General features: G+C 58.9%; 20 protein-coding genes and 2 pseudogenes. 15 read left to right on the top strand and 7 right to left on the bottom strand.

The genetic code is table 11. The features are described from left to right. The first annotated feature begins 167 nt into the window (after positions 1–167). The 10 genes from G5575_RS02050 (at position 168) to G5575_RS02005 (ending at position 7,890) form a co-directional block, all read left to right on the top strand. On the top strand, positions 168–1,691 hold the full coding sequence (locus tag G5575_RS02050; RefSeq protein WP_235935507.1) for a glucan biosynthesis protein: 1,524 nt from the start codon (positions 168–170) through the stop codon (positions 1,689–1,691). Further along, a complete protein-coding gene (locus G5575_RS02045; RefSeq protein WP_164532876.1) occupies positions 1,688–1,825 on the top strand; it encodes a hypothetical protein in 138 nt (45 codons plus the stop codon). Before G5575_RS02050 ends, G5575_RS02045 begins: the two co-directional genes overlap by 4 nt. A gap of 10 nt (positions 1,826–1,835) precedes the next feature. Then, positions 1,836–3,605 carry a glucans biosynthesis glucosyltransferase MdoH gene (gene mdoH, locus G5575_RS02040; protein WP_164532875.1) on the top strand — a complete coding sequence of 590 codons (1,770 nt, stop codon included), beginning with the start codon at positions 1,836–1,838 and terminating at the stop codon, positions 3,603–3,605. Next, positions 3,592–4,818, top strand: a complete 1,227-nt coding sequence (locus G5575_RS02035; protein ID WP_164532874.1) for an OpgC family protein — start codon at positions 3,592–3,594, stop codon at positions 4,816–4,818. Before mdoH ends, G5575_RS02035 begins: the two co-directional genes overlap by 14 nt. 88 nt (positions 4,819–4,906) lie before the next feature. Next, positions 4,907–5,164, top strand: coding sequence for a GlsB/YeaQ/YmgE family stress response membrane protein (locus G5575_RS02030; protein WP_164532873.1), 258 nt, complete (start codon positions 4,907–4,909; stop codon positions 5,162–5,164). A 21-nt stretch (positions 5,165–5,185) separates the two neighbouring features. Beyond that, the gene (locus G5575_RS02025) at positions 5,186–5,686 is read left to right on the top strand and encodes a YidB family protein (protein WP_164532872.1); all 501 of its coding nucleotides are present in this window, start codon (positions 5,186–5,188) and stop codon (positions 5,684–5,686) included. Between the two features lie 223 nt (positions 5,687–5,909). Then, the gene (locus G5575_RS02020) at positions 5,910–6,452 is read left to right on the top strand and encodes a DUF6538 domain-containing protein (protein ID WP_164532871.1); all 543 of its coding nucleotides are present in this window, start codon (positions 5,910–5,912) and stop codon (positions 6,450–6,452) included. Positions 6,453–6,454: 2 nt separating this feature from the next. Next, on the top strand, positions 6,455–7,357 hold the full coding sequence (locus G5575_RS02015) for a tyrosine-type recombinase/integrase (RefSeq protein ID WP_164532870.1): 903 nt from the start codon (positions 6,455–6,457) through the stop codon (positions 7,355–7,357). Between the two features lie 162 nt (positions 7,358–7,519). Beyond that, positions 7,520–7,690 carry a hypothetical protein gene (locus G5575_RS19200; RefSeq protein WP_207632968.1) on the top strand — a complete coding sequence of 57 codons (171 nt, stop codon included), beginning with the start codon at positions 7,520–7,522 and terminating at the stop codon, positions 7,688–7,690. After that, positions 7,684–7,890: a hypothetical protein gene (locus G5575_RS02005; protein WP_164532869.1), complete on the top strand. Its 207-nt coding sequence runs from the start codon at positions 7,684–7,686 to the stop codon at positions 7,888–7,890. The genes G5575_RS19200 and G5575_RS02005 overlap by 7 nt, the downstream gene beginning before the upstream one ends. A gap of 296 nt (positions 7,891–8,186) precedes the next feature. Here G5575_RS02005 and G5575_RS02000 read toward each other — a convergent pair whose 3' ends face one another. The 6 genes and pseudogenes from G5575_RS02000 to G5575_RS01975 form a co-directional block, all read right to left on the bottom strand. Further along, entirely contained in the window at positions 8,187–9,674 is a 1,488-nt protein-coding gene (locus G5575_RS02000) for a hypothetical protein (protein WP_164532868.1), read from the bottom strand. Between the two features lie 168 nt (positions 9,675–9,842). Next, positions 9,843–10,583, bottom strand: coding sequence for an AAA domain-containing protein (locus G5575_RS19815; protein WP_164532867.1), 741 nt, complete (start codon positions 10,581–10,583; stop codon positions 9,843–9,845). Beyond that, positions 10,532–12,886 (bottom strand): annotated as a pseudogene (locus G5575_RS19810) (AAA domain-containing protein); the annotation flags it as partial. The pseudogene G5575_RS19810 and the gene G5575_RS19815, both read right to left, overlap by 52 nt. Continuing rightward, positions 12,847–13,551, bottom strand: coding sequence for a serine/threonine-protein kinase (locus G5575_RS01985; protein WP_164532865.1), 705 nt, complete (start codon positions 13,549–13,551; stop codon positions 12,847–12,849). The gene G5575_RS01985 and the pseudogene G5575_RS19810, both read right to left, overlap by 40 nt. A 143-nt stretch (positions 13,552–13,694) precedes the next feature. Next, on the bottom strand, positions 13,695–14,621 hold the full coding sequence (locus G5575_RS01980; RefSeq protein WP_164532864.1) for a nuclease-related domain-containing protein: 927 nt from the start codon (positions 14,619–14,621) through the stop codon (positions 13,695–13,697). A 769-nt stretch (positions 14,622–15,390) separates the two neighbouring features. Then, entirely contained in the window at positions 15,391–16,374 is a 984-nt protein-coding gene (locus G5575_RS01975) for a helix-turn-helix transcriptional regulator (protein WP_164532863.1), read from the bottom strand. Positions 16,375–16,459: 85 nt separating this feature from the next. On the opposite strand from G5575_RS01975, the gene G5575_RS19805 reads away from it, so the two are divergent. The 5 genes and pseudogenes from G5575_RS19805 (at position 16,460) to G5575_RS01960 (ending at position 24,444) form a co-directional block, all read left to right on the top strand. After that, positions 16,460–16,957, top strand: coding sequence for a hypothetical protein (locus G5575_RS19805; protein ID WP_235935868.1), 498 nt, complete (start codon positions 16,460–16,462; stop codon positions 16,955–16,957). A gap of 76 nt (positions 16,958–17,033) precedes the next feature. After that, a pseudogene (locus G5575_RS19800) lies at positions 17,034–19,058 on the top strand (TM0106 family RecB-like putative nuclease); the annotation flags it as partial. Next, on the top strand, positions 19,004–19,798 hold the full coding sequence (locus tag G5575_RS19795; RefSeq protein ID WP_328765803.1) for a DEAD/DEAH box helicase: 795 nt from the start codon (positions 19,004–19,006) through the stop codon (positions 19,796–19,798). The pseudogene G5575_RS19800 and the gene G5575_RS19795, both read left to right, overlap by 55 nt. 94 nt (positions 19,799–19,892) lie before the next feature. After that, complete coding sequence (locus tag G5575_RS01965) at positions 19,893–20,123, top strand: DUF4357 domain-containing protein (RefSeq protein WP_207632967.1); 231 nt, start codon at positions 19,893–19,895, stop codon at positions 20,121–20,123. 409 nt (positions 20,124–20,532) lie between these two features. Then, complete coding sequence (locus G5575_RS01960; RefSeq protein WP_164532862.1) at positions 20,533–24,444, top strand: DUF3883 domain-containing protein; 3,912 nt, start codon at positions 20,533–20,535, stop codon at positions 24,442–24,444. Between the two features lie 310 nt (positions 24,445–24,754). Here G5575_RS01960 and G5575_RS01955 read toward each other — a convergent pair whose 3' ends face one another. Beyond that, positions 24,755–24,919: a hypothetical protein gene (locus G5575_RS01955; RefSeq protein WP_235935504.1), complete on the bottom strand. Its 165-nt coding sequence runs from the start codon at positions 24,917–24,919 to the stop codon at positions 24,755–24,757.

The raw sequence follows: 24,919 nt of genomic DNA, 5'->3' as shown, positions 1-24,919 counted from the left end.
GCTTCTCGCGCAAGGGAGCTATGCGTCAACTTTTTGATCTAGTCGCCGTTGCGCAGTTGCCGAAGAACAGGGCGAGTACCAACCACAGGCAACGATGTGACGCGTTTTCAGTCCCCCAGCCCAATCGCCGGAGCGTTCTGGCTGGCCTGGGCTTTTCGCTGCTGCTTATGTCCTCGACCGCGCTCAGCCGTCCGGCTTTTGCGCAGGGCGATGATAGCTTTGCCTTCGACTTCGACAGTTTTTCCGCCCGCATGAAGGATCTGGCCGCTGGGCCGCATGCTCCGATCATTCCGGAAATTGCGCCGGCCTTCCAAAGCCTCGATTACGACGCTTATCGGCTGATCCAGTATCGCGCCGAACGCAGCAAGTGGGCTGACGATCCGGCCGGCTATCGCCTCCAGGCCTTTCATCCCGGCTGGCTTTATACCGAGCCAGTCAAGGTGTTCGAAATCGATGGCGGCACGGCAAGCCTGGTGCATTTTGGCGCCGACGACTTCCTTTATCATGACGTTGCAGTGGGCGACGCCGCACAGGGCGAATTCGCCGGCGTCGCTGGCCTTCGCGTCAACTATCCGCTCAATAGCCCCGACGCGCCGCTCGACGAGCTGGTGTCGTTTTTGGGCGCCAGCTATTTCCGGGCCCTGGGCCGCGGCAATATTTATGGCGCCAGCGCACGCGGGCTTGTGGTCAATTCCTGGATCGACCTGCCGGAAGAGTTTCCGCATTTTTCCGAGTTCTATGTCGAAAAGCCCGAGGCCGGCGGGCCGCTGACGGTTTACGCGGCAATGGAATCGCCCAGCGTGACAGGCGCTTATCGCTTCGTGATCCAGCCGGCCCATGACGGGGCGCAGGAAACCACGATGGACGTCACGGCGCGGCTTTATTTCCGTACCGATGTCAAGGAAGTGGGCGTGGCGCCGCTGACCTCGATGTTCCTCTACGCCGAAGCCAATCGCGGTGGTTTCGACGACTATCGGCCGCAAGTTCATGACAGCAACGGTCTCTTGGTCGAGCGCGAAAGCGGCGAGATCATGTGGCGGGCCCTCAACAATTCCGCCTGGCTCGGCAATTCCTATTTTGCCGAAACCAATCCCAAGGCTTTCGGGCTATATCAGCGTGGCCGCGATTTCGAGACCTACCAGGATGCGGGCGCCCACTATGAGCGACGTCCCTCGGTGCGGATCGAGCCGCAGGGCGCCTGGGGCGCCGGCATGGTGCGGCTGATCGAAATTCCGGCAAAGCTCGAGGCGGACGATAATATCGGTGCCTTCTGGATCCCTGCCGAGCCGGCCCTGGCTGGCGAAAGCCGCGAATATAGCTATCGCGTCGTCTGGGGCGACCTCGATCCCGAAAACAATCCGGCCATGGCCTATGTCGCCGAAACGCGTGGCGGTGTAGGCGGCGTTTCCGGTGTCGAAAACGCCGCAAGCCTCCGCAAATTCGTGGTCGACTTCAAGGGCGGCGAGCTCGATGCCCTGCCGCCTGGAACCCCGCTCGATGTGCTGGCGACCGTCGGCGGCGGCGTAATGCGCAATTCCGTGCTGTCGCGCGTCGATGCCAATGGCGCCTGGCGCCTGGTGATGGACGTCGAGACCGAGCCGGGAGCGACGGTCGAACTCAAGGCCTATCTCGTCGGTCTTGGTCGCAAGCTTACCGAAACCTGGCTCTACCAGTGGAGGCCCAACGCATGAAACATTCTGGCGAATTCCCCTTCTTCGCTGGCCTGCCCGATGCGCCGCTGGACATGCCCAAGCAGCAGCTCGAGACACGTCGCTCGTTGATGCAGACGCTGCGCGCCACACTTTGGCCGTTCGCGGGTCGTTAACAAAGCGGTGATGATCAGACCGTCCCTTTTCCGCTGTGGTGCCTTGCTGCTGGCCTTGGGCCTCAGCCTCTATGGCACATGGCTCTTCCTGAGCTTTACCGGCGTTGGGGGACTGACGGCACTGGATCTCGTTCGTGCCGCGCTCGTTGCCTTCAGTGGCTTCTGGCTGGTGTGGGGCAGCGCGGCTGCCGTCATGGGGGTCTTTGCGCCGTCACGGCGAAAGCCGATGCCGGGCGGGCCGCTCAAGAGCCGCACCGCCATTCTTGTGCCAATCTACAACGAAGACCCGATCGCCACCTTTTCGCGCATTGCCGCGATGAACCGGAGCTTGCTCAAGCTCGGCGTGGCGGAGCATTTCCATTTCGCGGTCCTCTCCGATACGCAGGCGATTGAGGCGGCGGCGCAGGAACTGGTGCAGTTCGAGCGGCTCCTGCTCGAGCCCGACAGCGCCAGCCGCATGTTTTACCGCCGGCGTGAGCGCAATGTCGGACGCAAGGCCGGCAATATCGAGGACTTCGTTTCGCGTTCCGGCGCAGCCTATGATTTCGCGCTGATCCTTGATGCCGATAGCCTCATGGAAGGCGAGACCATCCTCGAGATGACGCGGCGCATGGAGGCCGATCCCGAGCTTGGCCTGCTGCAGACCGTGCCGCATATCGTCCATGCCAAGACGCTGTTCGGCCGCTCGATCCAGTTTTCGGCGGCCTACCTGTCGCCCACCTTTGCGCGCGGCGCAGCGCTGATGCAGGGCAAGGAAGGTCCTTATTGGGGGCATAACGCCATGGTGCGGGTGCGGGCCTTTGCGGCCTCCTGCGGACTGCCGGAACTTTCGGGCACTCCTCCCTTTGGCGGTCATATCCTCAGCCACGACTATGTCGAGGCGGCGCTGCTGTCGCGTGCCGGCTGGAAGGTCGAGGTCGATCCGGCGCTCAAGGGCTCCTATGAAGAAGCCCCGGACAACCTCATCGAATATGCCAAGCGCGACCGTCGCTGGTGCCAGGGCAATATCCAGCATGGCCGGTTGATCGGCGCGCCCGGGCTCAAGTTTTGGAGCCGCTTCACCTTCGTCCAGGGCATCATGGCCTATTTGGCCTCGCCCCTGTGGCTGGCGCTGTTGGCGACCAGCATGGCGGCGGCGCTGTTCCCCGACCAGCCCGTGGTCGTGGCAGATTTCGGTGAAGTGACGCTGTCGCCGTGGGTGCTGGGCCTTGCCGTGGCCGTGATCCTCGTGGCGCCCAAGATCCTGATCCTTCTGCGCGGCATGGTCGATGGCCAGAACCGCCGCTTTGGCCGCACGCCGATGGTGACGCTGTCGGTGATCGGCGAGATCGTGCTGTCGACGGTGTTGGCGCCGACCATGCTGCTGATGCAGAGCCGCGCCGTGGCGCAGGTGCTGCTCGGCCTTGACGGCGGCTGGCCGGCAACGCAGCGCGGGCAGAACTTCGTGAGTTTCAGGACTGCGCTGCGCGCCAGCTGGTGGATGGTGCTGGTGGCTTTCGCCGCTCTCGCCAGTACCCTGGTTTTTGCGCCTGACACTGCCCTTTGGGTTGCGCCGGCAACCGTGCCGGCCTTGGCGGCGCCATTCCTGATCTCACGAACCTCGCGTCCGACGCGGCGGAAATTGCCCTGGCTGTTCCGAACGGAGATGGAAGCCTCGCCGTCTCCCGTGATAAGGGAGCAGCAGGCGATCGTGGCCCAATGGGCCGCGACCGAGCCGATGATCGCGAACAGTCCGCCGCTCAAATCGGCGGTGCCGAGGACCGCCCATGTCGCTGCCTAGCGCGGCGCCCCGCTCTGCGGGGCTTTTTTCTGCCTTCCGCAATGCCTGGTTGCCCGCCTCCTCAAGGGACACGAGCGGCCTGCCGGTAGGCCGCGATCCGCGCCTCGACATGTTCCGCGGCATCGCCTTGGTGATGATTTTCATCAACCACGTGCCGGGCACGATCTACGAGAACTATACCAACCGCAATTTCGGCTTTTCCGACGCAGCGGAAGCCTTTGTGTTCATGTCGGGCATGGCGGCGGGCCTTGCCTATTCCAACGGTTTCCGGTCGGGCAGCCTGTGGTCGGCGATTGCGCGGGTATGGGCGCGGGCACGGCAGCTTTATTTCGTGCACCTCTCCATCACCATGATTTGCCTCGCAATCTTTGCGGCGGCAGCCTTGTGGTTCGACCTGCCGGAAGTTCTGACCAGGAACAACATCGCGCCGCTCTTCAGCCAGCCTTTGAGCAGCTTGATCGGCATTCCGTTGCTGACGCACCAGCTGGGATATCTCAACATCCTGCCGCTTTATGCGACGCTGTTGCTGATGACGCCGGTCTTCATGATGGTCGGGCTGAAGCGGCCGTGGCTGATGTTTGCCCTTTCGATCGCGCTTTGGGCGCTGGCCGGGCAGTTCCGCCTCAACCTGCCGAATTTTCCGACCGCTGGCGGCTGGTTCTTCAATCCGTTTTCCTGGCAGTTGTTGTTCGTGACCGGGCTTTTGTCGGGTGCGGCGATGAAGACGGGGCAGCGTTTCATCCCCTATCATCCGGCGCTCTTTGCCTTGGCCGCGGCTTTGGTGATCTTCATCCTGCTCTGGATGAAGATACCGGTAGTCGGGGATGCCGGGCGCGATGTCCTCGCCCACCTCGCAGACGCGGGGGCGCCGTTCTACATCACCTGGTTCGACAAGTCGTATCTGGCGCTGCCGCGGCTACTGCATGCGCTGGCCTTGTTCTATGTCCTGGGTCATCTGCCGCTGATGATGACCTTTGCACAATCTCGCCTTGCAGCGCCGCTGCGCGCCATGGGGCGGCAGGGTCTTGCGGTTTTTGCGACCGGGACCGTGCTCAGCATGGTGATGCAGGTGGTCAAGACTCCGCGGCAGCCTGATCCTTTGTTCGATGGCGTCATTCTAGGTGCCGGCATCATGTTTCTGGTGGGGCTCGCCTATGTGCTCAACCACACGGCGTCGCTGAAATCCGTTCAGGCTGCCAAGCCGCGCGCCTGACCGGCACACGAAAAAGTCACCATACCGCGTTGGGCCCGGAACCGGCTGTCCCAAAGCTCGTTTGATGTTCACCAAAAGGAGAGTGAGCATGGGCATTATCTGGACCATCATCATCGGCTTCATTGCCGGCGTTATCGCAAAGTTCATCGTACCGGGCCGCAACGAGCCGTCCGGTTTTATTCTGACGACGATCCTGGGCATCGTCGGTGCGTTCCTCGCAACCTTCCTCGGCCAGGCGCTTGGCTGGTATGGTCCTGACGACGGCGCAGGTTTTATCGGCGCCATCGTCGGCGCCGTGATCATCCTGGTCATCTGGGGCTTTATCGCCGGCCGTCGCCGCGTTTAATCACCATCAAGGAGACCGCAAATGGCACGCGGAACACCATCCATGGTCGCACTGCTTGGGCTACTGGCCGTTGCCGGCTACCAGCATCGCGACAAGCTGGGCGAATTGCTCAACGGTGCCGGCAACCAGACCCGCAATCCCAATGATCCCAACCCGTCGCAGGGCGGCTTTGGCGACATTCTGGGCAACCTCGGCGGCGCCTTGGGCGGCCTCGCCGGTGGCGCAGGTCTTGGCGGTCTCCTCGGCGGCCAGGGCGGCTCGGCTTCGGGCAACGGGCTTGGCGACCTGCTCGACAGCTTCCGCCAGGGCGGTCGCACCGACAAGGTGGATAGCTGGATCGGCACCGGCGCCAATTCGCCCGTGGAAGCGCGGGATCTTGAGGATGTGCTGGGTGAGGACACGATTGCCGAACTCACGCAGAAGACCGGGCTCAGCCGCAGCGAATTGCTGGATCGCTTGTCGGTGACGTTGCCGGAAGCGGTAGACAAGCTGACGCCGGACGGACGTTTGCCGGCCTACTAAGGGCTTGAAAATATACAAATAAACCCCGGCGCGGCCCTTGGCTTCGCTGGGGTTTTGTTTTTGCAAAAGTGGGGTGGTGGAGCTGAGCGGGCGCGCTCTCCCGAAGGATTTTTCACATTATTTCTTAACGAGATGCCTGTATTTCAGGGGTTTGAGGGTACCATAGTGGGGTACGCAGCGGGGTACTTTCATGGTGCCTCCGGATAATCCTTGGTGAGGCGCGATGAACCGGTCTTCGGCAACCGACACGAGCTATCTCGAAGAGAAGAACGGCAAGTGGCGGGTTAGCCTCAGCGTGCCGGCCCATCTCCGGAAAGCGATGGGCAAGACCAAGGTCAAACAATCTTTGGGCACCGACAGCCTCGCGGTGGCCAACGAGCTCAAATGGGACGTCCTGGCCACGCTCAAAAAGCAGATCCGTGACTTCGAGCGCGACGGCAAGGCGTTCAGCAATGCGGAACGGTTGCGTGTCCTTAATGAGGCGGCCGACATCGCCAAAGTGCTCGCCGAACATCCGGTGAAGGATCATCAGAGCCTGGCTGGGGAGTACCTCGGAAATCGGGTCACGGAAATCCTTGGAGCACCTGTCCGGTACGAACGGTTGAACGCTTGGGAAGCCCAAGACGATAAGGAGATGAACGCCGGGACTACCTTGCCGGTTTACGACAAGGAGCGCGAGCAGTTGGCTGCGCAGTTCATGGATATCGCGTTCCATGGCGGGGTCACCATCGGCAAGCATGATGAGGACTTCAAAAGAACCGGCTGAGGGTGTCCCCGCGAACCGAAGGCGACCATGACCGCGCTCTGGTCATGCTGGCCGCTTTCTGTATCGAGCGCGGGATCGGCGACGATATCCGTAAGGTCGATATTTGGGTGGTCATGGACTTCATCAATTCCCTAGAGCGGAAGGGTCTTGCTCCTCGGACGGCCAAGAAATACGTGTCTCGGCTCAAAATCTATTTCGAGTACGTCCTTGCTCAAAAGGTCATCACGGATAATCCTTGGGATAAGGGCAAAGTGCACATGCCGACAGCCAAGAATAGCGACAAGGAACGCCCCTTTACCGAGACCGAAGCGGCAAAACTTCTTATGGGCGACTGCAGCCAAGCGCTCAGGGACGCGATGATGATCGCGGCGTTGACCGGAGCTCGGCTGGATGCCGTGGTGGACCTGAGGGCCGACGATATTATCGATGGCAAGTGTTTCCGCTTTAAGCCGCAGAAGCGCGAGCCCGGAGTTCGGTTCGTTCCGATCCACCCCGACCTTCTGGATATCGTCAAGCGGCGGTTGGAAGGAAAGCATGGGACGGACAGTCTGTTCCCCGAATATCCCATCCCGGATAATCCGCGGCGGGAGCGTAGCTTCGCGGCGAGCAAGGCGTTCACAACCTATAGGCGCAAGCTCGGCGTCGACGAAGTCATCGACGGCAAGCGTAGGTCCCGCGTGAACTTTCACTCGTGGCGGCGTTGGTTCATCACCAAGAGCGAGCGCGCTGGAACACCCGATGCAACGATCGCGGCCATTGTCGGGCATACCCGCAAAGGCATGACCCTGGGCCACTATTCTGAAGGCCCAGAAATGGTTGCTGCACGCAAGGCAATTCGCAGGGTCAAGCTTCCCCCGCTCGATGGCTCACCGATTTTCGAACCGGAAGCAGTGACGCCCCGATAGTAGTGAGCAAAACTCGGCAGCGTCAGTTTCGTCAGTATCCAAAGTGACTGTCTGCAAAGTTGAACGCATCTTCACGGCTGCCGGAAATCATGACGGCTCTCGCGACGGAGTGGAGAACTACGCCAAGGAGATGAAGGACTGGCGTGCGCGGGCACGAAGGAATTGGTCACGAAGGTCAACAAGCTCTATAGAACGCATTCGGTGACCTTCGGCGCCGATCGCGATGACCGAACCCTGGCGACGATCAGGATCAACGGCGCCGATGTCGGTGACATGCTCATCTCCGAAGTGCTGGCCCGTCGCTGGCCCAGTGGCGAGGAGTTTTGGTGCTGATGCAGGTTCCAGTCGTCGATCCCGAGCGCAAGAATCTGATCCCCCATTTCGAGAAGAAGCTTGCCTACTTCCGGCGCATCGCTCCGTACCGAAGAGAAGAGCAGGCCGACGACGAGGGCGAAGCTACATGCCGGTTGATGCTGGCCGAGCTTCGAGCACCAAAGAGCAATCAAGAGGACGCAGCATCAGATGTCATGTAGCTGGACCAATGGTTCGATGAGATCGAGGAAAAACCGTTAGTGGCAAGCGATGAGACAATCGACTTAATTGCCAAGGTATGAGCAACTGGTCGCTTCACGGTGGTTGCATTCGAAGGTCGTCGTGAAGCGCAATCTACCGTATCTCGGTCTTTTTAGTTCATGAAAGCTCTCTTGCTCTAGAGATCTTCTCCATGCCCGCAGGTCGATTGCTCTCCCGCAACCACACTAGGCGAACTGCCTCGATAGAGTTCCCCCGCGACAGCCACCATGCTTTGCCGTTCACAGGGGAACAGACGTCATTCCGGGACTGAGCTTCTCATTTCACCCTCATCCGCGGTTGTACGTGCCAAGTCTTCGCGAATTCTACGTTCAAGCGTGTCTTCCTTGACGTACCTGTGCAACGAGTGCCCGACATATTCCGATGCTCGCTCGACTACACGGGGATCGAAACTGATGAAACCCAAAGGTACCGGCAGGCCGGCCCTGGACCCAATGGGAGCGTGGACTGACGCCGCGACCAGGACACCAGGAATTATTAGAAGTTCAAGGGTTTGGGGGAAAGCTGGCGCCTCGCTTTTGCAGACCTGAACGAACGCCTTTTTGATGTGCGCATCGGGCCAATTTGACACCAATCCAACAGTGGCCGCTGGACGGTCAGTGTTGTTATCGGTTCCGTTTCGCGACGCCATCATCCTTAGCAACTCAGGGAGTGTTTTCGTCGCGCCCCAATGCTTCACAATGGGCATCAGCCACAGCAAGGTCGACGGTCGTGACCTTGACCGAAGTGCTATGCTGTATGCCTCGGTAAGCTTCCGCACGTTGTCGCGAGTAAAAAGAGACCCGACAAATGCGATGGTCTGACGGTTCGACCGCACTTCGCCAACACGGTTGAAGGTTTCGCGATAATACTGATCGACTGCTAGGCCGCTCTTGCGGACGAATTCCTTGAGGAACTCAGGAGCTAGCGATATGAGCACCTCATAGGCTTCCCGATCTCCACTTCTCTGGGTGACGGAGAGGTCATCAACGAAAGCTGCCACGGCGTCCAACACCTCGGGGCGGTCTTCCTGTTCGACCTCGTTGCGCCATTCGCTTAGATCAGCCACACCTGCCCAAGGACGGAGCCCAGTGGACTTGATGGTCAACTTCACCGAGCTTGAAAAGCGATCTCCCGGAGTCACATGATCAATCGAGTAGAGCGATCGTTTGTCGAACGCAGCCTTGTCCCTTCTGCTGGCAATCTCCGGATACGATCTCCGGAAGGCTGAGTAGATGTTGGCAGCCGCGGCGCTGGCACGCTCAGGCTGTAGGAGTGGCAACTCTGGAAGAGCCCTCGAGAAGTCATCGAGGCCTCGATGATGTTCATAGGCAAGGGAGATGAGGTCGAAACCGACATTCTCACGCCGCGCTTCCACATCGAATATCTTCGGTTCGTCCGATCCTTCCATAAAAAGGCTCATACCCGAAGGGGTAATCCAAAGCCTACCTTCTCGCCGCTCGACGTATCCCAGCCCCGCGACCTCCGCGAGAACGAACGACATGTCCCTCAAACCAAAGCCGAAGAACAAGGCAGCCTCATTCTCGTCGATCCCATCTACCGATTTCACCAATCGCAACAAGAACTCGGCGGTGAGGGACACTCGACCGAGGACAGCTACCTTGTGATCGACATCGAACCGGCGGCAAGGAAGAAGTACATCGTAGCTCGCTAGTTCGAGATCCTTATCTTCCTCTGGTTTCAATAGCCCCGTCAGAGACAGGATAGCTCTTGTTTGCGTGATCATGCCGTGGCTACCGCTTCCTTGACCGCATCTCGCCGGTCGCCAACGTCCCCAGCAGCGCCGACGCCGAGATCACCTGAGCATCTCCGGCGCTGAAGCGATCCTCTACTGCTTCTGACAGCCGTTGCATCGGACTACCGACTTGCCAACGGGATTTCGCGCCAACGATAATCAAGCGATCCATGGCTCGACTAACAGCAACGTTGATGCGGTTCGGGCGCTGCAAAAGCCTGGCTTTATGGTGGCTAGCCCTCGCTCGGCTTGGCCCGAGACATTATTGCGGACAAGCGAAAGGACCACGATCGGATTTTCCTTGCCTTGGTAACTATCGACAGTGTCGATCTTGATAGTGCGGCGAAATGCTTCAGGTAGGTTAGCCGCCTGGATCTTCCTACGGATGAGATCCCGTTGCGCTGCATACATACAGATCACGCCTATCACGTGGGCATGCTTCGTTTGCTCCGCGATCCATTCTATAAAAGAAGCGGTTGCCGACCATTCCTTCAGAAGCGCAACGATACAATCGGCTTCCGCCGGATTTATCCTGCTGGTACCAGTGCTTTCGGTACGCTCTTCGCCGGCAGCGCCCAACGAGTCGGTGGTTATCCAGGTGAGCGGCTGTTCCAAGCCCTCGGGCAGTACTTCCGGATTTACTTCAGGCGTGGTCCGTCCAGCTTCAAGCATCCCTTCATAGAATGTTTCCGAAACAACCTGCCCGATCGGAGGAAGCATGCGATATTGGGTCTTGAGCCTGGCGCCTGCCGACTTGCCATAACCATTCTCGAATAGGCGCTCGAAATCGCTTGCACAACCGCGAGTTCCGAGGTGCCGAGTTCGCTCGCGACTTTCGACACGACGGTGGCGGGGTGCTGGGGCTCCAACTGCGCATGGTCGCCAACCAACACCACCCACCGCCCTGACTGCATGGGGACCGCCAACTCGCTTGCGGTACAACGTGCAGCCTCGTCTATGATGACGAGATCGAAGGGGGTAGTGGTAAGACCTAAAGACGTGCGACCAAGCCCGACGCATGTCCCGGCAACGATCTGCCGAGTACCGGCCAGGAATGCTTCGTAGCCTCGCTGCTGCGTAGATACGCTACCGACGAAGTCTTTTGCTAAGTTGAACACGGACCGCATCCTGCCGATCCTTTCGGGCGCTGGACGCTCGTTTGCTGGCAGACGGTCAACCACAGCCCGCAAGGTGTCGTCTAGCACCTGAAGCGGATCCTCCTCAAACAACAGGACGTCCGCTCCGGCTACGCTCTCGCCGAGAGCCTCCAGGGTGTTCGACAAGCTGTTTATCCGTTCATCTTCCGGCTCTGGCTGCTCCCGTAACTTTAAGATCCTCTCGGCGACAGGTCGCATGTGCACCTCGATGTCGATCATCGCTTCCACTACAGGCAATGGAATTCCAAGAGCTCTACCTGCTAACCTCATTCGGTCACGAAACTCGGCACCAAAGCGATCCTTGTAGAGCTGTTCCAGTCGGTCCGTATGAAATGGCATCAGCCGTCCGGAGACCACGCCTTCGTTACCGACGCGAAGAATGCTGGGTTGCTCATCCTGGTTTGCGAATAGCCTTAGCACCGCTTCGGCGGCATTGTTGACGGCCTCATGGGATTGGCTGGCCAGGAGGATATTTTTTGCCAGGCCACGCGTGAGCGCGAAGTGCGTAAGGGCGGCGATGAAGAGGGTCTTCCCTGTCCCTGGAGGACCTTGTAAAGCGCCCAAGGGGCGCACGGAAACAACCTTTCTGAAAGCCTCTCTCTGATCCTGGTTCAATCCGTAGCGAGCAAGATCTTCATCGCTCACCGCAAGATCCAGAGATGCCGGACGAAATTCGGTCTTGGGCTCGAATAGAGTTGGGATCGATTTTATACGAGCCTGCCCACTCAATGTCCGACTGATTGCAGATTCCCTACGTCGTAGGCTTTGAATTTCGAAGTGGCTGATGAAGCGCAGGCGCTGCTCTTCATTCACGAGAGCAGCGTTGCCGGTCGTAGTCCAGTCCGCCGCATCGATGAAAACCCGATCGGGTTTCGACCTGGCGATATCGAGTTCACCTATACGTTGCCAGGCGCCTTTGCGATCGAGTCTCTCGACACCAACGCGATCGTTTCGGTTGAAGTCGAATGTCCCGCTTGTTAGCTCGAAAGGCACGATATGCCGCTTGAGATCGCGATTGAACCCGCTGTCGGCCGCTGCCACGCCATCGGTGGTAAGATCACTCTCTGCCGTGATGAGTGACTGCCATAGCCGCCGTATATCGACGGTTGGCAGCTTAGGAATTGCTACTGCGGCTTGGCTGTCATTGAAGGCATCATAAGCCGTGTCATCGAAGGTAGGCTCTGGCTGGGCTTCGGGTATCTCCTCTCCTGCGGCGGTATCGATACCCTTGGTAGCCTGGTTACCCCAATTGGACAGGAAGGCCTCATCAGCGAGGAGAAAGCCGATATCGGTAAAGTTAGGGGCCACCGAGCTGGATATTTCTATCTCAGCCTCGAATTGCATGAACTCAAACCTCGCCAGTCGACTTATCTGCTTCTGATCGATCGTGCACCGCCGCGCGCGGAGAGGACGCATTCGATCATCCAGGAAGATTTCCAGTTCTTCGCACGCGCCACGTATGAAGAGGCTCGACCGGTTCACAGCTCCCTTCCGCACATAGAACTTTCCCTCGTCCGACAGCAGGGGACCTGGCGATATTCCAGGCACCTGAATCGTCAACTGACGTGCCGCTGCTTCTTCGAGCTGTGGAAGCAAAGCTAGTTCGAGCGCCTCCATCAACGGAAGAAGCGTGCCGTTTTCAGGCACGGTGTCTCGGCAACTATCGAGGGCAGCTGAGATCTTGGCTGCCACCGATGCATCAAGACCCGCCTCGGCTAATACCTCTTCCGTGATTTTTGTAACCGCGAAGCGATCTCGCTCGAGTCGACCGCCGGATGCGGGCGAATAGGCCGTATTGCTTGGCTCACCGTCGTCACTGGCCTGGAAGTCGAGGATGTCGATCAGAACGGGGGCGCCGTCCTCTGCCACGATTATGTTCTGAGGCTTGATGTCGCCGTGTGTGATACCGGCGTCATGGATCGACTTCACTGTAATGGCAAGCGACAGGCAGAACTCGATCGATTGCACCTGCTGACCATGGAAGCGGCCTTCTTCGCGAGCATCCGTTAGTACGCTGCCGTCAACCCAGCGCTGGATGATGGCCATAGCGTCGCCGAGCCAGTATGCACCTTGGATCGCTGCACATCCATCAAGGGGGACAGCTGCATTTCGTGTGCGTTGGACAGGAAGTCGAGAATGCGGGGACCTTCTCGGGTCTGGTCACCCCAAGCGGCCCTCTTCCATAGCTTGACCAGAACCGGAAGGCCTTCTGCATCTTCGCTTTTCCAGATGTCGACCCTGTCGCTTTCTTTGAGCATCTTGATCTCGGGAAAAGCAGAAAACAGTTGTCTCTGCGAACGATACGTCTCCCGGAACCTCTCCAGTCCCCTGATTACCTCCGCAGAATTAGGTCGGTCGGCAGTAGCCGAGTTGAACGCATCCAATGCCAATTGGGCATCAGCAAATCTGTCGTTGGGGTCAAGCGATAGACAGCGTTCTAGCCATCGGTGCAGAGACGCGAATTTGCCATCTGCGTCGATGGAAGGGTCCCACTCGAAAGGCATATCCTCCCCGCTGTCCCTGGCAGGTTGAACGCCCATCAGCAGCCAGTGCACTGCTGCTGCCACGAGAAAGACGTCCCTGCGCTTCGGGATGTTTTCGCCACCAAGCACGTCCTCGGGGAGCTTTGCGCTAGCGAGGAATTGGTACCTTCGCTCCCCAAGGGATTCGACTTGTGGAAACTTCGCTGCCATCAGGTGGGACAGCTTCACCGTTGAGGGAGACTCAAGCCATATACTATGGCCTCCCAAATCGAGATGGGCAGCGTCGGCAGCATGGAGCGCTGCCACCCTGGCTATGAGTTGGCGTGCCAGTTCGATCCTATGGTCACGCGCCAGGTGTGAATTTTCCGACGTTACAAATTCGGATAGACGCCGCAGGCGCTGACGCCGATCAAAAATCTCCCAGTATGCCACCCCCTCTCGGGATCTTCGGCCCGCGGGTGCAGAATTGCGTTTTCACACGCCTCGCTACGGTCTTTCAGATATTCTACGACACTACGTTCACGGCCTGCGACTTCCTGACGGGCCTCGTCGTTCTGGAAACGCGTGTCGGCTTTGGTGAAATCCCAGATACGTAAAGTCCCGAGGGTCTGGGCTGCGTTTTCGTCTACCGCATCGTACTCGCTATAAATCTTGCCCGGGTGCTGAAAGGTAGCATCGTCAGAGTTGGCGACGAAGTTGTTGTATCGACGTCTGCCGGGGACAATCGGACCGGTTCTAGCGTTGAAGAATTTGCTGAGTTGGTCTTTCCAGACTTTTTCCGTGAGAAAGCCATGCGATGAAATAGCTACTTTTCCGAATGTTTCGATCCGCGTGCCGGTCTTACTGACCGCCGAGATAAATTGCTCGTCGGTGAAAACGGATCCCTTCTCCGTTTCTGAGATGCCTGTCGTGTCTGCCTTGCCGGTCACGACTACCAGTCCGATTACCCGCGGAACTATCTCGCCTTTCATGTGACGCTTCAGGTGTTCCGTTAGAAGTTGCCCGACCGCCTTTGCGTTTGCATGGATCTTGCTAACCGGGGACGGCCCGGTATCCCTGCCGTTATGTATCCAGTTTCCGCTGCCGTCGCTCTCTATACGACCATGCCAATCTTTGAGATCGATTAGGAAAATACGGTCTTCGGAGACCAGCACAAGATCGATCTCTCGCGATCGCCCCCTCCCGGTAGCAAGATCAAGATTGGTGAACCCGTACCATTCATTAGGCAGCTTCCGCAGACGGTCAATGCCAACAACCTCGCGTATGTGCACGCCTCGCCCGCAGGTCGTAATCTGCATGAATTTTGCCCCCAAGTGTTCGATCTACGGTCGTTCGGAAATGACCGCTTTGCAATAGTTGATTGCTCCCAAAGAGATGACGTGCCCAAAAACATGTCGGGCTATAGATTATCCTACTGGATTCAGGCTCTCTCACGCTGGTTGAAATCTTTAAAATTGCTCTCTATTTGTTCATGCACGACCGAGATCCAGACCAAACGCGGATCTGCTACCCCTGCGCTTTCGGGCAGCCGCGCGATCGCGTCGTCTACTGGGCGGTCTACCTCGCGAGTATACGCTCATAGTTCAATGGGAAGACGCCACCGAGTGCTGCCGTGTTCCTTATCGCTACTATCGACATCGTCACGATTCATCCCGACAAGCGGAAGCCTTGCTCGCCGCGTCCGTTGTCCGTTCGCATGACGGGCTTCAGGGCCGGCTTCCGAAAACATCTTCCGGTAACCCAATGAACAATCAGAACCCGATGCGCCGGATGCGGCGCCATGACAACCGGCCAGATAGCGCGGCATAGATGCCCGTGTCATCGCCGGCGCGAGGACACACATCACTTCAAGACAAAACGACTTCGATCCTGACGAAGAATTCGACCCAAACCGAATCCTACCTCGTCAAGGTGACACCCAAGGACTAGCGGGTCGCGCTTGTGGCCACGAGCACCGCCCTTCTCCGCCCCATATCGAGCAGGCGACGACGGCCGGGGAACTCGGCGTATATCGCAAGGGCCCGGCATCATCGCCATCGTAGAAGCCCCCGCCGCCTGGGACAACAGCTATGGCAGAGAATTGAAGTCATTCCTTCGGTTATGTGCCACCAGATCACGTAATCCCTGGGGTTCTAATACTTCGACAGCATCACCCCACTGATAGAGGTGCCACGCCATCTCCACCCAACCCGAAGCACAGAATCGTACGAGAAGACTGCCATCGTCCAGAAAATCAACGGTTTGCTTTGGGTGAAAACAGAACTCGGCCGCCCTTGCAGCTGCGTGTGGCGCAAAACGCCAAATGACTTCGCCATATTGGGCGGGGTCCTGATAGACCCCGAAGGATTGCGCTGCATATTCCTCCAGCGAAAAGCCGGGCATCAGGCTAAAGCTCTCATCGATGGTCTGGGCGCTCAAAATCTGGTCCATGCGAAAGTTCAGCATGTCTTCACCGCGCGCCGGCTGGCGCGCCACCAGATAGCTGCGATGGCCCAGCAGGAGCCCGTGCGGCTCGATGATCCGTTCCGGCGCATCCTCGTCCCGGTAGCGCAGCCGCAGACGAAACGGGCCGCGCAGTCCCTCGATCACGGCATCGAGCACCGCCGGAGCTAGATTGACGCGTGGGCCCGGGCGCGTCACCGAGCCCATTGCCAGCAGGACCGCCTCGACGTCGGCCTCGGTGCGCAGCGCATCCTTTGGTGTCAGGCGCGCCAGCAATCCGTCGCGCAGGTCTTCGAGTGCCGCCGCGTGGCGTAGCCGGCCATCGCCGCGCGCCGTCCGGCCGGCGATCTCCAGCGCTTCGACCGCCGTTTCTTGGCGGGTCTGGAGCCGGTCGAGCATGGGGTCGGCAACACGCCAGCGCCGCCGACGGTCGTCGCCATCCATCGCTTCGACATTGGTGAACACGGTTTCCAATGCATCGGTCATGCGCTGCGCCGTGCGATGCGAAATACCGAATTCCTCGCAGATCTCATCGAGGCCGATCCCCGTCCGCCGCGTGGCGGCCAGACGCGCCAGCCTGATCAGGTCCTGAGCCTTGGCGAACGACATGATCCAAATCCTAGTCACAGACTATGTCAGATATTGACACCCACGCACGCTATGGCTGAACGTGCAATCTGTCGAGATGCAAGTCTTGTTGCAGATTGCGTTCGACGAGGGGGCGGTAATGCGAACTATTGAGGGGGATCGGATACTCCTGTCCGCATCGGATCTGATGCGGTTCATGGGCTGCGCTCACTCCACCACGCTTGATCTTGCTTATATGCAGGGCAAGGGGCCAGTTCCCCGCGAAGATACCGAGGATGCCGCGCTGCTCCAGAAGCAGGGCGATGCCCACGAAGCTGCCCATCTGGCCAAGCTCAAGGCATCGGATGTGTCGGTGATCGAAATCGACCGGTCCGACCTTGCCGAAAATGCGCAGGCAACCCGGGCGGCTTTGGCAAGCGGGCCGCAGATCGTCTTTCAGGGGCGCTGCTGGGCGACAATTGGGGCGGTTGGTCGGATTTTCTCGAGCGCGTCGAGCGCCCGTCGGATCTCGGCCCCTTCAGCTACGAAGTCACCGATACCAAGCTCAAGCGGCGGCCCCATCCCAAACATGTGCTGCAGCTGGTGCTCTACTCGGATTTGCTGACCGAGATTCAAGGCATCCCCCTGAATCAGCCCATGTTGAACTCGGTGATGGCTCCAGGGCGCAGCTACGGCTCGCGGATTATCAGGCCTATGCGCGCATGGCGCGTCAACGGCTCGAGGCCTTCTTAGAAAACCCTCAGCCGACCCGGCCGATCCCCTGTGCCGATTGTGGGCTTTGCCGCTGGGGCGATCACTGCGAAAGCCAGTGGCAGGCCGAAGATAGCTTATTCAACGTTGCCAATATTACCCGGACCCAGGTCAAGAAACTCGAGGCGGCTGGCATCACCACCATGGAGCGGCTGGCCGGACTCGATCATCCCATCCGCGGCATGGCCGAGACCACCCGGGCGCGGCTGGTAGCACAGGCGCGTCTGCAGCACGCTCGCAAGACCGGGGCGCCGGCCTTCGAGCTGCGTGAGGCTGAGCCTGGCAAGGGCTTTGATCTTTTGCCCGCACCGCAGCCGGGCGATTTTTTCTACGATATCGAGGGCGATCCGCATTACGAAGGCGGCCTCGAATATCTCCACGGCGTCTGGTTTGATGGCCAGTTCAAGGCCTTCTGGGCGCATGATCACGGCGCCGAAGCGCGGGCTTTGGCGGACCTTCTGGAATTTTTCCGGCAAAGGCTCGCGGCCCATCCCGAAGCGCGCATCTATCACTATGCGGCCTATGAGATCACCGCCTTGCGGCGGCTGACCGCCCAATATGGAATCGGCGAGGCCTTTCTCGATCGCCTGTTGCGCGAGCGGCGCTTTGTTGATCTTTTCGCGGTGGTGCGCGGCGCGCTGATCGGCTCGGAAGCCAATTACTCGATCAAGTCGATGGAAGCCTTCTATGGCCGGGTGCGCGAAGGTGAGGTCAAAACCGCCGGCGGCTCGGTCGTTGCCTATGAGCTTTGGCGCGAAACCGGCGAACAAACGATCCTCGACGAGATCGAAGACTATAACCGCATCGACTGTATCTCGACAGAGGAGCTGCGCGACTGGTTGGTAAGCATCCGCCCCGCCGCGCCCTGGCCGATGCTAGCGACCGATGCCGGCGACAAGGAAGTCGAGCAAGACGCCGATAAGCAGGCCCTGCGCGCGAGGCTTGCCGCATCCGGTCTGCCGCAGGAGCGGCAAGACATGTTGTTCAACCTCGGCCTGTTCCACAAGCGCGAGGCCAAGCCTGCGCAGTGGGCGGTTTTCGACAGCGCTGGCAAGGACGAGGACGAGCTGATCGACGATCTCGATGCACTGGCCGGTCTGCAAGCGATAGGTCCGGCAGAGCCCGTCAAACGCTCGGTGCTGCGCCGCTATCGCTTTCCGCTTCAGGAGACCAAGCTGCGGGCCGGCCGCAAAGCGACGGTGCCGGTTATAGACGGACCTCCGGCCACGGTCAGCATCGAAGAGCTCGACCGCTCCCAGCGGATCATCGCGATCAAGGCGGGGGCGGCCAAGGCGCATCTTTTGACCGACCGCCTGACGCTCCACCCCGACTGGCCGCTCAATACGGACGTTATTGCCGCGGCCCTGCGCGATGTGATTGACGATCAATGCGGCATGCGCCGCCTGACCGCGCTCGATGACCTGCTTGCGCGTGCGGCCCCGCGTCTGGTGACGGAACGCCGCGCCGATCTGCTCGATGGCGCCGATCCCTTGACCGGCACGATCGCGGCGATCGCCGCCATGGATGGCACGGTCCTGCCCATCCAGGGGCCGCCGGGAACAGGCAAGACCTATGTCACTGCGCGGGCAATCCTTGCGTTGGTGCGCCAGGGTCACCGCGTTGGCGTGGCCTCGAATAGCCATGAGGCCATCCGCAATGTGCTGATGGGGTGTCTTGCCACGCAAGATGATGGGGATCCTGTCCTGGGCCTGTGCATAGGGCACAAGGTCAGCAGCGGCGAAGACGGTTATCCGGACGGCTGTGCCGGCGTTATCCGCTCGACCGCCAATGACGATTCCTTGTGGAGCCGCGCCCATGTGGTCGGCGGCACCGCCTTCTTTTTGCCCGTTCGGAGCACGAGCAGGCGCTCGATTGGCTCTTCATCGATGAAGCCGGGCAAGTGGGGCTGGCCAATATGGTCGCCATGGGGCGCTGCGCGCGCAACATCGTCTTGATCGGCGATCCGCGGCAATTGCCGCAGGTCATCCAGGGTGCTCATCCCGATCCGGCCAACCTTTCTTGTCTTGAGTGGATGTTGGGCGAGCACGCTACCATCCCACCCGATCGCGGCATCTTTCTGCCGGTCTCGCGCCGTATGCATCCCGATGTCTGCGGGTTTATTTCGCGGCAGGTCTATGAAGGCAGGCTCGTTAGCGCGCCCGATACAGCCGTCCAGGCCGTCCGCGGGACGAGCTTTCCCAGAGCTGGCGCTTTCTGGGTGCCGATCGTCCATGAGGGCAATGCCCAGATCGCAGACGAGGAAGTCGCTGCCATTCAGGCTGCGATCGAAGATCTGCTCTCCGGAAGCTGGACCGATAAGGATGGGACGACGCGCGCCCTTGAACCCGCCGATATTATCGTCGTTGCGCCCTACAACGCGCAGGTTAATGCCCTGCAAGATACTTTACCCGCTGGCATTCGTGTCGGCACGGTTGACAAGTTCCAGGGGCAGGAAGCACCCGTCTGTCTGGTGTCCATGACCGCCTCCTCAGTCGAGGAAACACCACGGGGCATGGATTTCCTGTTCTCGCTTAACCGCATCAATGTCGCTGTCTCGCGCGCCAAAGGCCTGGCGCTCGTCTTTGGGGCGCCCCGGCTGCGCGAAGCAAAATGCAACACCGTTGAACAGATGCGCCTCGTCAACACGCTATGCGCACTGCCTGAACTCGGGCCAAACGAAGGAACAAACCAATGAGTGAGAACGACTGGTTTATGATGCGTCCGCAGAAGGCTCAGGCCCATGGCCGCCCTGAGGCCGGGGGTTCCTGGTCCGCAAAGGATCAACAGCAATGCGGGATGGTTCTCCGCGTGTGAAGCGGGATCGCGAGGAACGGGACCGGTTAGTGCGGCAAGGGGTCCTCGTGCCCGATACTGATCCGCACCTATACCGCTTTTCGCGCGACCACCTCTTCGGGAGCTCGAGTATAGCGGGTGGAATCGTTAAGGACGGTAATTGCAGCGGGCCCCAGAGCTGGCGCCGGCCAAGTGACGGAAAGTCGATCAAGGACGTATTCGGTTGAGGGTCCAGTTCGTGATGCTTAGGCGAAGTTCCTGAGAAAAAATGGACCGCCAATAGGTTTATGTAAAATGGATCGGATGCGCACAAAGCCATGAACGCAAAAAGCAATGCTGAAGCCGGAGAGGCGCATATGACGAGTGAGGCTTGGGCTGCGTTTCTTGACGCCGAGCTTCAATCGACGTGCAAAGCGTATCTTGAGAAGCCGGCCTTTCTTTTAGGGCATTCACGCACCGAGCAGCAGACCACGGCAGACTATGCCGGCCGTGAGCTTTTGGAGCTTGTTCAGAATGCGGCAGACGCCGCCAGTGAAATGGGCGGTTCTGGACGAGTCCTGATCGAGGTGACGCAGGGAGGCCCTCTATGTCGCCAACACCGGGCAGCCGTTCCGCAGAGGTGGCGTAGCGTCATTAATGACCGCCCATACCAGCGACAAGCCGACCCGCGCTGCGCGGATGATCGGCGCAAAGGGCTTGGGATTTCGCGCGATCCTGAATTGGACGGAGGCGCCGATCGTCAGCAGTGGTGCTCTAGAGTTGGGATTCTCACGAACCCATGCGCTTGCAGTGGTTGCCAAACTGGCCGGTCAGAACGCCGAGATTGCGGCCAACTTCAGCGGGGTAAATCCCAACTTGCCGCCGTTGCTCGTCTTTCCCGCCGCCGGCCCGGGACTGGAGAATCTCGATTCCGGTACGCAAACCGTGGTGCAGCGTGTCCGTAAAATTCGCGACGATGGCTACGACACGGTAATTGCAGCGCCTCTCCGGAGCGCCAAGTCATTGAAACACGCTATCGAGCAAGCAGGCCAGTTTCAGCCCAGTTTTCTCTTGTTTGTGAGAGCGCTGGAAGAGATCCGTATTCGGCTCCCGGGCTGTGACGAGAAGTGTTGGGTAAAAAAGTTGAAGGACAATGGCGATGTATCGCTATGGCTCGAATGTGGTCCAGATACCAGCACACAGGATTGGATTGTCAGGCAACAGGTGGGATGTATTGGAAAGGGCGAGAACGAACGGGAATTCGAGCTCGCCATTGCTATTAGGAGTGATGAAGCGAACAAACCGGGCAAACTGCACAGCTTCTTCCCAACTTCTCTACCGCTACCCTTTTCTGGCCTCTTTCACGCTACGCTGGAACTCGACTCTAGCCGCAAGACAATCAATGAGAATTCGCAGCACAATAACGAGGTACTGCAGGCCCTTGGTCGTCTTCACGCCGAGATGTTGGCCGAGCTTCGGAAATTGGCCCGCATTTCCGAGCCGTTGAACTGGCTTATTGCGCATCAGGAATTTCCCGATGTGCTGAAACCAGTTTCAGAAGCCGCGTGGCTGCGGGCGAGAGATCTGCCTATCGTGCAATGCATGGATGGTGCTTGGCGTAAACCCGTCAATTCACGAATTGGCCCGGTCCGATATGCTGAATACCTGCCGGCACGTCTTTTCGGCCAACTTGCCCGTATTAAGGCATCCAACACCGAGAACCTTCTTAGGCAAGAACTCGGCGTGCCAATAGTCGACACTAAAGACATAATTAATACGCTTCGGAGTGCCAATCTCAGCTTCTCAGAACGCGCAAAAGCGATTGTGGGCATTGCGAAGACCTTTCCTGAAGACAAACACGATCGGCGTCTACTGATCGACATAAAGAGTAAGGAGATGCCTTCGACGGCCACAGCATTTCCGCCTCCCACCGATGAAGCTAAGCGGCATGGGCTTCCCGATTGGGCCAACGCGCGGTTTATTCATCCAAAGCTTTGGTCCGAACTTTTGACTGAGGTGTCGGGAAACGTTGTCCGCGATAAAATCCATACTCTAAGAGGTTTTCGGGTCGTCGAATATAGTGCGGAGGCCGTCATTTCGGCGATCCGGAGCAGAGCTTCGGAACTACTGAAAAAGAACCGAAGCAATCCTGATCATTTGCAGGCTAGTCTACTGGCTACCGTTTATTCCTTACATGACCGGACGCGGAACAGGCCACAAGGGGTCTTCCGGGTACGATGCAAAGATGGGCAATGGCGTGACGTAACAACCGTGCACCTCTCTGAAAATTACGGAAGAGTCGGGCGAACTACCGCTGCTCTTTATTCTGGTCAGCCCGAACTACTCATCGGTACACCGCATGAGAACGGATTTGACGAAGAGCCGGATGACTTGGCAGAGTTCCTAGTGTGGTTGGGAATCAATCCATGGCCGCGGAAAATTACAGAGCCTTTGCCAGAGAAATGGCGTCAATCGATAGTCAACACGCTACCTGAGACTATTCAGGTTACCGACGGCAACACTTCGAGAGAGGTCAAACGCTCAGACTTGTCCTGGGGCTATACGGCCAAGGCAACTCACGACACTGTTGAGGCGCTTGACCGTATTCTCAGCGGTGCGCCATCAGAAGCAATCGTGGCGTGGCTTGCCCAAGATCCGCGTCTCGACCCGCTTGTGGCCGTTCCAACCTTTGCCGTGCAGCTGGAAGCCCGAGATAATGGGTTATCGAAGTTTCGAACATATGAGGGCACACTGCCCAACACGGTTCATCTCGATATTCAGACGAGCGCATGGCTCGATTGCCAAGATGGCCAGCATCACGCGCCCCGAGACACAATGATCGAACCAGGGGTTCTTTCCGCGCTGTTCCAGGCACCACGTGCTGCCAATTCGTCGAGCGAGCTAGAGTTCGGCCTGGACAAAGCTCATTGGCGGCGAGGTCTGGAGCGTGCTGGTGTCGTTCGCAATCTTGATGATCTCCCAGAACCACACGTCTACCGGCTCCTTTCTTCCCTTCCGTCACGGCAGATCAAGCCAGACGTCGGCAGCAGGCTCTTCTTGCAAATCTTGGAGCGTGAAACATTCGATCCCGAACTTGGAGGGGCGGACGGAATCGCATTTCGGGCCAAAGGCCAATTGCCTATCCAACTGGAAGGACGACGAGTTTGGGCTGATCGTGAGGGCGTGTACTACGCTCAGCGTGATGACTTCCCTTCGGCTGCAAAGCCACACCTGCGACTCCTCGATTTGCCATCTCGTCGGAATGCCAAACAGGTCCTGGCACGTTTCGGTGTTGCAACCTTGCAGAAGGATGCCCTCAAACTGAGGATTTGCTCGCTGGACGAGGTCGAGGAGGGAGCTTCGATAACTCTGCGTTCGCGTTTCCGTGATGCCAAACCTTACATAATGGCGCTGCGTAAGGCTTTATCTCCCGACGGCACTCACCTGCGCCGCTTCGATGCGGTTCAGCTCAAAGTCGCGCGCCGCGCCGAAATGGAACTCGCGATCGATGATGCTAAGATTGTGGAGGAGTTGGACCCATGGCGTCACAGCTTCGATGATGACGCGATGATCATAACGGTCGACGATACGGGCTCTTTCGAGGAAATGATGGATCTCGGATGCCATGCAATGGCGGATGGGCTTGCTGAGCTTTTTGAGCTGCAGAGCGGCGCAGATTTCGTGCCATTCCTGGCTTCTTCAACCGATGCATTGCGTCGTGCCCATCTCCAACGTGCTCTACCCTCACTTCGCGAGGACGAACTTGCTTCGTTGATCGGTGGCGTTGATCAGGCGTTTGTTTCACCGTTTGCGCCGGACGTAGATGCCGAGACCTTGGCTTCGGGTCCTGCCCCGGCCCGAACAAATTCGCGCGGGGCGGCGACCGCTTCGATGGGAGATAGTGGGGGTGATGAGCTCGATCGCGACCCGAACCAGGTATCAAGCGAATCTGACCCTTCCGAGGTGGAGCTAACTGTTCATCCGCGGCATCCGCAGAACTATTCCTCCCGGGCGCGCGCGATCTTCCCTCGCCGAACACTACGGGTCACGGGACCTACAGGTCCCGTTCCAAGTCCAAATGGCTCTGACCCCAACCGTGCCGCCGATGCGGAGCATTGGACAGCGGCGTTCGAGCGCGCCGACGGCCGCTGGCCTCTGCTCGTTGCCCACCTGCAAGGATCGAGAGCTTTTGGGTGCGACTATCTCTCCTTTGATAGTGAAGAGGATTGTGCCGAATTCCAGAAGGATCCGGATCGGATCGATCTGGTCAGCCGGTTCATCGAGACGAAGTCCGGCAGCGTGCGATTTTCGGACAACGAGTGGGTAGCCGCCAACAATCTTGGCGAACGATATCACATATATAGGATCAGCTTTGACGCGGCAGGGCGCAGTCAAGCCCAACTGACTATTGTGCAGAATCCGTCTGCACGAGCAGAGGCAATAAAGACCGAGAGAGAGTTGTTGGTCGACAAGGTGAAGGGCCGAGAGGAATTCGACCTAGTTGCGGTCGCCAATCCCGCAGGGGAAGAGCGTTTTGGAGAGCACGCTGCCACTGTCGATGCTGTCTGAGGCTGGAGAAGGCTCGACGGCAGGCCCAAGGCACCCGTCTTTCCCAGTGCTGTGATCGCTCAACCTTCCGGGCAATGGCCTTAAACGGCTGTCTGGTAGTTCCCCGCTGGCGGCTCGCCCTTTCCGAACCTGAGACCCTGACGCCGTGCTCGCAAACCCGGTTCGCCGGCCGCGACAACTCGAAGTGACGGGCCGTTGTGTCAGATCTGCGTGTATGACTTCGACTTATAGGGAATAGGCATAAAGCGCCGCCAGTCGTCGTCTGACCCGTGGAAGGCGCTGGGGGCGCGCGCTGCAGAGCACATCTCCCTCAGTGCCGACCCCGGCGCCGGCTCGGCTTGCCCGGTTTGGCTGCCACGTATTTGGTATGACGCTCTGAACCGGCATCGATGCGATCGACGACGGCCTTGCCAGTAATCAGGTACTTGCGTCCGGCCCTATGCTGGTGCGCCTCGATATGGCCCTTGTCGATCAT

Origin of the sequence: Devosia aurantiaca (genome assembly GCF_011058215.1) — a bacterium.
In the GTDB taxonomy this organism is placed as follows: Bacteria; Pseudomonadota; Alphaproteobacteria; order Rhizobiales; family Devosiaceae; genus Devosia; species Devosia aurantiaca.
This window is presented reverse-complemented; position numbering and strand designations above follow the sequence as displayed.

Coding starts and splice junctions, on each gene's coding strand:
- G5575_RS02050 (WP_235935507.1), top strand. CDS start 168: ATGTCCTCGACCGCGCTCAGCCGTCCGGCTTTTGCGCAGGGCGATGAT.
- G5575_RS02045 (WP_164532876.1), top strand. CDS start 1,688: ATGAAACATTCTGGCGAATTCCCCTTCTTCGCTGGCCTGCCCGATGCG.
- mdoH (WP_164532875.1), top strand. CDS start 1,836: ATGATCAGACCGTCCCTTTTCCGCTGTGGTGCCTTGCTGCTGGCCTTG.
- G5575_RS02035 (WP_164532874.1), top strand. CDS start 3,592: ATGTCGCTGCCTAGCGCGGCGCCCCGCTCTGCGGGGCTTTTTTCTGCC.
- G5575_RS02030 (WP_164532873.1), top strand. CDS start 4,907: ATGGGCATTATCTGGACCATCATCATCGGCTTCATTGCCGGCGTTATC.
- G5575_RS02025 (WP_164532872.1), top strand. CDS start 5,186: ATGGCACGCGGAACACCATCCATGGTCGCACTGCTTGGGCTACTGGCC.
- G5575_RS02020 (WP_164532871.1), top strand. CDS start 5,910: ATGAACCGGTCTTCGGCAACCGACACGAGCTATCTCGAAGAGAAGAAC.
- G5575_RS02000 (WP_164532868.1), bottom strand. CDS start 9,674: ATGATCACGCAAACAAGAGCTATCCTGTCTCTGACGGGGCTATTGAAA.
- G5575_RS01980 (WP_164532864.1), bottom strand. CDS start 14,621: ATGCAGATTACGACCTGCGGGCGAGGCGTGCACATACGCGAGGTTGTT.
- G5575_RS01975 (WP_164532863.1), bottom strand. CDS start 16,374: ATGTCGTTCGCCAAGGCTCAGGACCTGATCAGGCTGGCGCGTCTGGCC.
- G5575_RS01965 (WP_207632967.1), top strand. CDS start 19,893: ATGCGGGATGGTTCTCCGCGTGTGAAGCGGGATCGCGAGGAACGGGAC.
- G5575_RS01960 (WP_164532862.1), top strand. CDS start 20,533: ATGACCGCCCATACCAGCGACAAGCCGACCCGCGCTGCGCGGATGATC.
- G5575_RS01955 (WP_235935504.1), bottom strand. CDS start 24,919: ATGATCGACAAGGGCCATATCGAGGCGCACCAGCATAGGGCCGGACGC.